The 7,845-nt window shown below is 75.8% G+C and carries 5 protein-coding genes and 1 pseudogene; 2 read left to right on the top strand and 4 right to left on the bottom strand.

Going from position 1 to position 7,845, the window contains the following annotated elements; all coding sequences use genetic code 11:
- Positions 1–63 precede the first annotated feature (63 nt).
- From ABD353_RS36460 to ABD353_RS36445, 4 genes are all read right to left on the bottom strand, one after another.
- The gene (locus ABD353_RS36460) at positions 64–2,502 is read right to left on the bottom strand and encodes a transglutaminase TgpA family protein (protein WP_344628014.1); all 2,439 of its coding nucleotides are present in this window, start codon (positions 2,500–2,502) and stop codon (positions 64–66) included.
- Complete coding sequence (locus tag ABD353_RS36455) at positions 2,499–3,842, bottom strand: DUF58 domain-containing protein (RefSeq protein WP_344628013.1); 1,344 nt, start codon at positions 3,840–3,842, stop codon at positions 2,499–2,501. Before ABD353_RS36455 ends, ABD353_RS36460 begins: the two co-directional genes overlap by 4 nt.
- 1 nt (position 3,843) lies before the next feature.
- On the bottom strand, positions 3,844–4,785 hold the full coding sequence (locus ABD353_RS36450) for an AAA family ATPase (RefSeq protein ID WP_344628022.1): 942 nt from the start codon (positions 4,783–4,785) through the stop codon (positions 3,844–3,846).
- A 423-nt stretch (positions 4,786–5,208) separates the two neighbouring features.
- Positions 5,209–5,748, bottom strand: coding sequence for a beta-class carbonic anhydrase (locus ABD353_RS36445; RefSeq protein WP_344628012.1), 540 nt, complete (start codon positions 5,746–5,748; stop codon positions 5,209–5,211).
- A gap of 534 nt (positions 5,749–6,282) precedes the next feature.
- Between ABD353_RS36445 and rsmH the strand changes: the two genes are divergently transcribed.
- A complete protein-coding gene (rsmH, locus tag ABD353_RS36440) occupies positions 6,283–7,251 on the top strand; it encodes a 16S rRNA (cytosine(1402)-N(4))-methyltransferase RsmH (RefSeq protein ID WP_344628011.1) in 969 nt (322 codons plus the stop codon).
- A gap of 238 nt (positions 7,252–7,489) precedes the next feature.
- Positions 7,490–7,845: pseudogene (ftsL, locus tag ABD353_RS40730) on the top strand (cell division protein FtsL); the annotation flags it as partial.

The raw sequence follows: 7,845 nt of genomic DNA, 5'->3' as shown, positions 1-7,845 counted from the left end.
ACCCCCCCCCCCACCCCCCCCCCCCCCCCCCCCCGTCGTCCGACGGACCGGGAGCGGGACCGGTCAGGACCGGCCGTCCTCCTCAGGCGGACGCCGCAGCACCCGGCGGACGGCCGTGCGCACCGCACCCGCCACCGTGTCGAAGCGGCCGCGCACCGCCTGCTGCACCGCGCCGACCCGCTCGGTGGCCCGCCACCACAGGCGCACCGCCGACGGCGGCAGCAGCACCGCCCGCAGCCGGCCGTACCGGCCGACCGACGCCCGCAGCGCCTCCCGGGTCGCGAGCACGTCCGCGCCGAGCGGTGGCACCGGTCCGGTCTCCCGGGCGTACAGCACCTGCTCGGTGGCGAGCGCCACCCGGCCCGCGGCCGCCTGCGCCTCGACGTCCAGCGAACCGAGCCGCGCGATCCGCGCCACGGTGCGGCGCGGCGTACTGGCGTCGTCCGGCGGGATGCCGAGGTCCCAGGCCGAGTCGATCAGCTCCTGCCAGGCGGCCAGCACCTGCGCGTCGGTGAGCTCCGTGCGGTCTGCGCCCGCCAGGTGCCGTCCGGCGCCGAGCCGGCGCCGCCGCAGCCTCGCCCGCCACAGCGCCGGCACCGCCAGCAGCACCAGGGCCAGCGCCACCAGCGAGAACGTCGCCAGCGCCCGCCAGGACAGCCACCACGGCTCGCCGTGCACGGCCTGGTCCGCGGCGGTCTGCTGGTCCGCGCAGTCCTCCGCGCGGTGGCCGCCGCCGCAGCTGTTGGTCGCACCCGGCGAGGCCGACGCGGCGTCGCTCGGCTCGTCGGTCGGCTGCGCCGTGGTCGCCCCGGCGGACGGGGCGGTTTCCGGCCGGGTGTAGCTCGGCACGATCGCGCCCTGCCCGGCCGACGGCGTCGGCTCGAAGCGCACCCACCCGGTGCCCGCGAAGTACAGCTCCGGCCAGGCGTGGTAGTTGGTCGACCGCACCACGTACACCGAGCCGTCGCTGGAACTGCCCGGCGTGAAGCCGATCGCCACCCGGGCCGGGATGCCCAGGGTGCGGGCCATCGCGGCCATGGTCGACGCGAAGTGCACGCAGAAGCCCCGCCGGTCCTGGAGGAACTTCAGGATCGCGGTGCTGCCGGTGCCGGCCTCGATGTCGGTGTCGTAGTGGAACTGCGGCGAGGTGAACCAGTCCTGCAGCGCCACCGCGCGGTCGAAGGCGTTGTCCTTGCCCGCCGTCACCTCCTGCGCCGTCCTCGCCACCTGCGCCGGCAGCGAGTCCGGCAGCTGCAGGTAGCGCCCGGGCAGGTCGGCGGGGACGGGGCCGGCCGAGCGCAGCTGCTCGGCGGTCGGCCGCACGTCCAGGCTGGTCACGTCGTACGTGAGGCCGTCCGTCTTCTGGCCGTCCGCGCCGACCACGGTGCGGGTCTCCGGCTCGTACCGCCAGTTGCCCTGCACCTTCACCGAGTTCGCCGGGTACGGCAGCGGCAGCCAGTCGGTCCGCAGGTTCTGCGAGATCGCCACGTGGGTGTCGGCCTGGGTGACCGCGACCGCCGAGGACAGGCCCGCGGGCTTCGGCAGCGGCTCGGGCCGCTGCTGCAGCTTCTGCGGGGAGAACCGCCAGTCGACGCCGTTGAACTCGTCCAGCGCGCCGATCCGCAGGTACATCTCGCCGACGGACTGCGCGGTGGTGCGGTACTGCAGCAACGGCACCGCGTCCGTCCGGTGCAGGCTCTCGGTCAGCGCCACCACCGGGTTCAGCGAGGTCACCCGGTACCCGGACCCGCTGCCGGAGCCCGAACCGCCGCTGCCGCCGATCGCCCCGACCAGCCCCAGGCCCGCCTGCGGCAGGAACGCCGGCACCGCCACCGCCAGCACCAGCGCGATCACACCGACCCGGTGCCCGCTGTGCACCGGCGGCGTGTTCGTCGCCTTGCCCCGGCCGCTGAACACCCGGCCCCAGCGCGACAGCCGGTCCTGGCCCTCGGCGCGCAGCAGCAGCAGGTAGCCGCCGGCCGCGGGCAGGAACCAGATCCACGAACCCGAGCCCACCCCGGACAGGCCGCAGCCCACCGAGTACAGCGCCAGCAGCGGCAGACCGGCCGCCGCCGCCCGCCGGTGGGTCACCGCCAGCGCGTCCACCAGCACCGCGATCAGGGCGACCGAGCCGACCAGCACCAGCCGCAGGCCCGCCGTGTCCGGCGCGGGCACCGCGTACTGGCCGAGGTCCGTGCCGGCCTGGGTGAGCAGCCCGCTCAGCGCGTCCAGCGCCCGGCCGCCGGGCAGCAGCCCCCAGGCCATCGACCGGCGCACCGACAGCAGCATCAGCGCGTACAGCACGATCAGCAGCTGCAGCGGGGTGACCGCCCAGCCGGCGACGGCGAGGCGGCGCAGCCCGGTGCCGGCCCCGGCCGCGACCAGGACCAGCAGGACGGCCTGCACGAACCAGCCGTGCGTGGTGATCAGCGGCAGCAGGCACAGTGCGGTGAGCGCCGTCGCCGTTGCCGCGCTGATCGTCAAACGGGCCCGGGTGGTCACGCGCCGACCTCGTCTCGGTAGGGGCTCGACTGCTCGGTGCGGTCGGCCGAACGCCACAGCTCGGGCAGCGAGGCGCCGGCCTTCACCGGCAGCACCGTCCAGCCGGCCCGCCGCAGCATCTTCTGCTGCTCCTCGAAGTCGCCGTCGGAGGCGTCCGGCAGCAGGTGCCGCAGCCCCGCCCAGGTCGCCGTGTCCAGCAGGAACAGCACCGCGCCGGCGGCCCGGCGGCGCAGCCCGCACAGCCGCTCCAGCTGCTCGGAGTCGAGGGAGCCGACGATCGCGACCAGCAGGCCCTCGCCGCCGCGCAGCACCTCCTCGGCGCGGGCCAGCCCGCCGCCGTCGGAGTGGTCGACGACCGCGAGCTCGTCCAGCAGCAGCCCGTTCGCCTCGGCGGGCGTCGTCGCGGCCGGGTTGCCCGCGGACGGCACCGCGCGACCGGTGTCGGTGACCAGCCGCGTCCGGTAGCCGCGGTCGACCAGGTGGACGCCGACGGACGCCGCGCAGCTCACCGCCCACTCGAAGGACGAGCCCGGCCCGGAGCCGCGGTGCGCGATCTCCCGGGTGTCCAGCAGCACCGCGGCGTGCGCCCGCAGCGGCTGCTCCTCGCGGCGGACCATCAGCTCGCCGTACCGCGCGGTGGACTTCCAGTGCACCCGGCGCAGGTCGTCGCCGTGCCGGTACTCGCGCGGGATCACGTCGTCGTCGCCGGCCAGCGCCAGTGCCCGGGCGTTGGTGTCGCCGTGCCCGGCCCGCTCGCCCGGCAGCCGCACCGGCGGCAGCGGCACGACCTGCGGCACCACCGTCAGCACGTCGGAGGCGTTGAACGAGCGGCCCAGCTCGCACATCCCGAACGGGTCGGACAGCCGCAGCTGCAGCGGGCCCAGCGGGTAGCGGCCGCGCAGGTCGGAGCGGACCCGGTAGGACACCTCGCGGTAGCCGTGCGACTCGACCCGGTCCAGCACGAACCGCGGCCGCGGCCCGAGCACGTACGGGACGCGGTCCTCCAGCATCAGCACGCCGGTGGGCATCCGGGACACGTTGTCCAGCCGCAGGTGCACCCGGGCCTCGTGGCCCGCCGGGGTGCGGTGCGGGGACAGCCGGCGGCCGCCCGCCACCCGGTAGCGGGTGCGCAGCAGCCAGAGCGCGGAGACCAGCGGCAGCGCCGCCAGCAGCACACCGACCCGCAGCAGCGCGTCCTGCCCGAAGACGTACGCGCACAGCGAGGCGGTGATCCCGGCGGCGAGGAAGGACCGCCCCCGGGTGGTCAGCCCGTGCAGCCCCGCCCGCAGTCCGTGCGGCGCCTGCCCGGCCTGCGGCGGAGGGTTCTCGCCCGCGGCCACGTCAGCCGCGCCCCTGCGGACGGGGGATCGGCAGCCGCGCGACCAGGTCCAGCACGACCTGCTCGGCGGTGCGCCGGTTCATCCGGCTCTCGGCGGTCGGCAGCAGGCGGTGCGCCAGCACCGGCACGGCCAGCCCCTGGACGTCGTCCGGCACCACGTAGTCGCGGCCCTCCAGCGCGGCGGCCGCGCGGGCCGCCCGCACCAGGTGCAGGGTGGCGCGCGGCGAGGCGCCGAGCCGCAGCTCCGGGTGGGAACGGGTGGCGGCGACCAGGTCGACCGCGTAGCGGCGCACCGCGTCGGCGACGTGCACCGAGCGGACCACCTCGATCAGCTTGAGGATGTCGGCGGCGTGCGCCACCGGCTGCAGGTCCTCCAGCGGATTGGCGCCGGCGTGCACGTCCAGCATCGCGAACTCGGCCTCGGGGCTGGGGTAGCCGATCGACACCCGGGCCATGAAGCGGTCCCGCTGCGCCTCGGGCAGCGGGTAGGTGCCCTCCATCTCGACCGGGTTCTGGGTCGCCACGACCATGAACGGCGAGGGCAGCTCGTAGCTGGTGCCGTCGATGGTGACCTGGCGCTCCTCCATCGACTCCAGCAGCGCCGACTGGGTCTTCGGCGAGGCCCGGTTGATCTCGTCGCCGACCACGATCTGCGCGAAGATCGCGCCCGGCCGGAACTCGAAGTCCCGCTGGTGCTGGTCGAAGACGTTGGTGCCGGTCACGTCGGAGGGCAGCAGGTCCGGGGTGAACTGGATACGGCGCACCGTGCAGTCCACGGACCGGGCGAGTGCCTTGGCGAGCATGGTCTTGCCGACGCCGGGCACGTCCTCCAGCAGCAGGTGGCCCTCGGCCAGCAGCACGGTCAGCGCGATCCGGACGGCCTCCGGCTTGCCCTCGATGACGCTCTCCACCGACGCGCGGATGCGCTCGGCCACCGCGCCCAGCTCCTGGAGCCCCGCGGGCCTGCGCGCCGCGAAACCGTCGGAACGGGTCGCGCCCGCCGTGCCCTGCGTGTTGTAGGTCGTCACCCGTTCGCTCCCATGTGGACCACTTGTGCCGGCTCAGGTTGCCGGCCGACCGATGGCGCACCGCCCGGGCGGGCGTGCGAGTCCGTCGAGGAGTGGCACGGGCGGTGGGCGTGCGGCGGGCCGCCCCGGTGGATCGGGGCCGGGCCTGCACGGGCATTCTTCCCTGTCGTGCGGCCGGAAGTCACTCGGGCGGGCGAGACGCGTGCAGTGTCCCGGTTCGTCCCGGCACCACCGACGCCCGGGGGCGGGAGCCCCGGGCGCGGGAAGGGGACCCGGACGACGCTGGCCGGGTCGGAGCGGGTCGTCCGCCCCGGGCGGGGCGGACGCGGAACGTCAGGCTCAGTCGACTTCGCGGAGCAGGCCGGTGTGGACGTCGAAGACGAAGCCGCGGACGTCGTCGGTGTGCGGCACGAACGGCGAGGTGCGGACCCGCTGCATGGACTGGCGGACGTCGCCGTCCAGGTCCACGAACGCCTCCACCGCCCACTGCGGGCGCTGGCCGACCTCGGCCTCCAGCTCCCGGCGGAAGTCCTCGGTGAGGCCGAGCAGGCCGCAGCCGGTGTGGTGGATCAGCACGACCGAGCGGGTGCCCAGGGCGCGCTGGCTGATGGTGAGCGAGCGGATGGTGTCGTCGGTGACGACACCGCCCGCGTTGCGGATGATGTGGGCGTCGCCGAGCTCCAGGCCGAGGGCGGCGAACAGGTCGAGACGGGCGTCCATGCACGCCACCACGGCGACCTTCTGCACGGGGCGGGCGTCCATGCCGCCGTCGCGGAAGTCGACCGCGTACTCGCGGTTCGACGCCACGAAGCGGTCGATGATGCCGGAGGCGGAGCTGGCAGCGGCGTTCGGCACGGGCCGGTCGGGGGTCACTGTCATGGTGACGAAGGTAATCCGAATCCCGGCGCCGTGGTGCGGGCGGCCGCGGGCTGTGATCGAGTCCATAGCCCCGCTGCGCCGCAGGCCGGGCGGGTTGCACCGTTCCGCCCGGTATGCCCGGCGCGGACCGCGTCGGTGCGCCCGGCCGGCCCGCCGCGCCCGCGGCACCCGTGACCTGCGCGGAGCCGTACCGCCGCCCGGGTGGCGCTCCGTCGGGGAGCGTTGACTCGGCGTGAGCGGGCGATAGTCTGGCGGCGCAGTGGAGCACTGCCCCGGCGCCCCGCCGACGCCCCCGGGCCGGCGAGGGGGCGCTCCCCGTACGCGGCCCGCGGCCTCCACCCGCTCCTGTGCCACCTGGCGCACCTTCCCCGGTGCCGGGCGGTCACTCCTTCCCCAGGCGAGCGGGCGGGGACCGCGGGCCGTGTGCACGCGGGCGGTCCCGGCCCGGCGGCCGGAGCCGCTCCGGCGGTGGGCGAGAATGGGGCCAGCCGTCCGGGCCCGGGCGGCCGCACCGAGGAAGGTCGCCACCGCGCAATGAGCAACGAGAGTCCGGCACCCAAGCACGTCCCCGTGATGCTGCAGCGCTGCATGGACGCCCTGGCCCCCGCGGCCGGTGCCCCCGGCGCCGTGGTGGTCGACGCCACCCTCGGCCTCGGCGGCCACAGCGAGGCGATCCTCACCCAGTTCCCCGGGGCCCGGCTCGTCGCGGTCGACCGCGACCCGGCCGCGCTGCGGCTCTCCGCCGAGCGCCTGGCCCCGTTCGGCGACCGGGCCACCCTGGTGCACGCCGTGTACGACGAGATCCCGCAGGTCCTCGACGACCTCGGCATCCCCGAGGTGCACGGCGTCCTGTTCGACCTCGGCGTCTCCTCGATGCAGCTCGACGAGGCCGACCGCGGCTTCGCCTACGCCCAGGACGCCCCGCTCGACATGCGGATGGACCAGACCCGCGGGCTGAGCGCGGCCGAGGTCCTCAACACCTACAGCCACGGCGACCTCGCCCGGATCCTCAAGGTCTACGGCGAGGAGCGGTTCGCCGGGAAGATCGCCTCGGTGATCGTCCGCGAACGGCAGAAGGAACCGTTCACCACCAGCGCGCGTCTCGTCGAATTGGTACGCAACGCCATCCCGGCGGCGACCCGGCGCACCGGCGGCAACCCGGCCAAGCGCACCTTCCAGGCCCTGCGGATCGAGGTCAACGGGGAACTGGAGGTGCTGGACCGGGCGATCCCCGGCGCGCTGGAACGCCTCGCGGTCGGCGGCCGGATCGTGGTCATGTCCTACCAGTCCCTGGAGGACCGCCTGGTCAAGCAGTACTTCCAGGCCGGCGCCACGTCCACCGCCCCGCCCGGGCTGCCGTTCGTACCCGAGGAGCACCAGCCCTGGCTGAAGCTGCACACCCGCGGCGCGGTGCTGGCCACCGAGGCGGAGATCGAGGAGAACCGGCGCGCCGCGCCCGTCCGGCTCCGCGTGGCGGAGAGGATCAGGGCGACCCGGCGCTGACCGGGGCGGACGGCGAGCGAGGAACGGCGAGAGGGAGGGCGCGGTGCCGGTGGCCGGCGGTGGGCCCCTGCTGCCCGCGGGCGGGCGGGGCGGTCGGACCCGGAGGAGCGGCGCGCTCCCCGGGCAGGCGGGACGGGGTCGGATCACCGCCCGTCCGCAGTCCCGGTCGGTCCGCGGACGGACACCGTTCGCCGTGCTGATCGTGGTGCTGCTCTCGGCCGGGCTGCTCGGCCTGCTGATGCTCAACACCGCCCTCAACGAGGGCTCCTTCGAGCTGTCCCGGCTGAAGAAGCAGACCACCGACCTCACCGACGAGAAGCAGGGCCTGCAGGCGCAGATCGACCAGAACGCCGCCCCCGACGCACTGGCCCGCCGCGCCCGCGAACTGGGCATGGTGCCCGGCGGCGGCCCGGCCTTCCTACAGGACGACGGCAAGGTGCTCGGCAAGCCCGGCCAGGCCCAGGACAGCCCGCCGGTCAAGCGGCCCGAGGACGCCTCCGCCGCGCCCGCGGCCCCCTCCGGCGACCCCTCCGCCGGCGCCCCGGCCCCGGCGGCCCCCCCCCCCCCCCCGGCCCGCCCGGGGAGGTCGGGCCC

This window comes from Kitasatospora arboriphila (assembly GCF_039528095.1).
GTDB classification, from domain to species: Bacteria; Actinomycetota; Actinomycetes; order Streptomycetales; family Streptomycetaceae; genus Kitasatospora; species Kitasatospora arboriphila.
The sequence above is the reverse complement of the archived record's forward strand: the minus strand, read 5'-3'. Positions and strand labels throughout refer to the sequence as shown.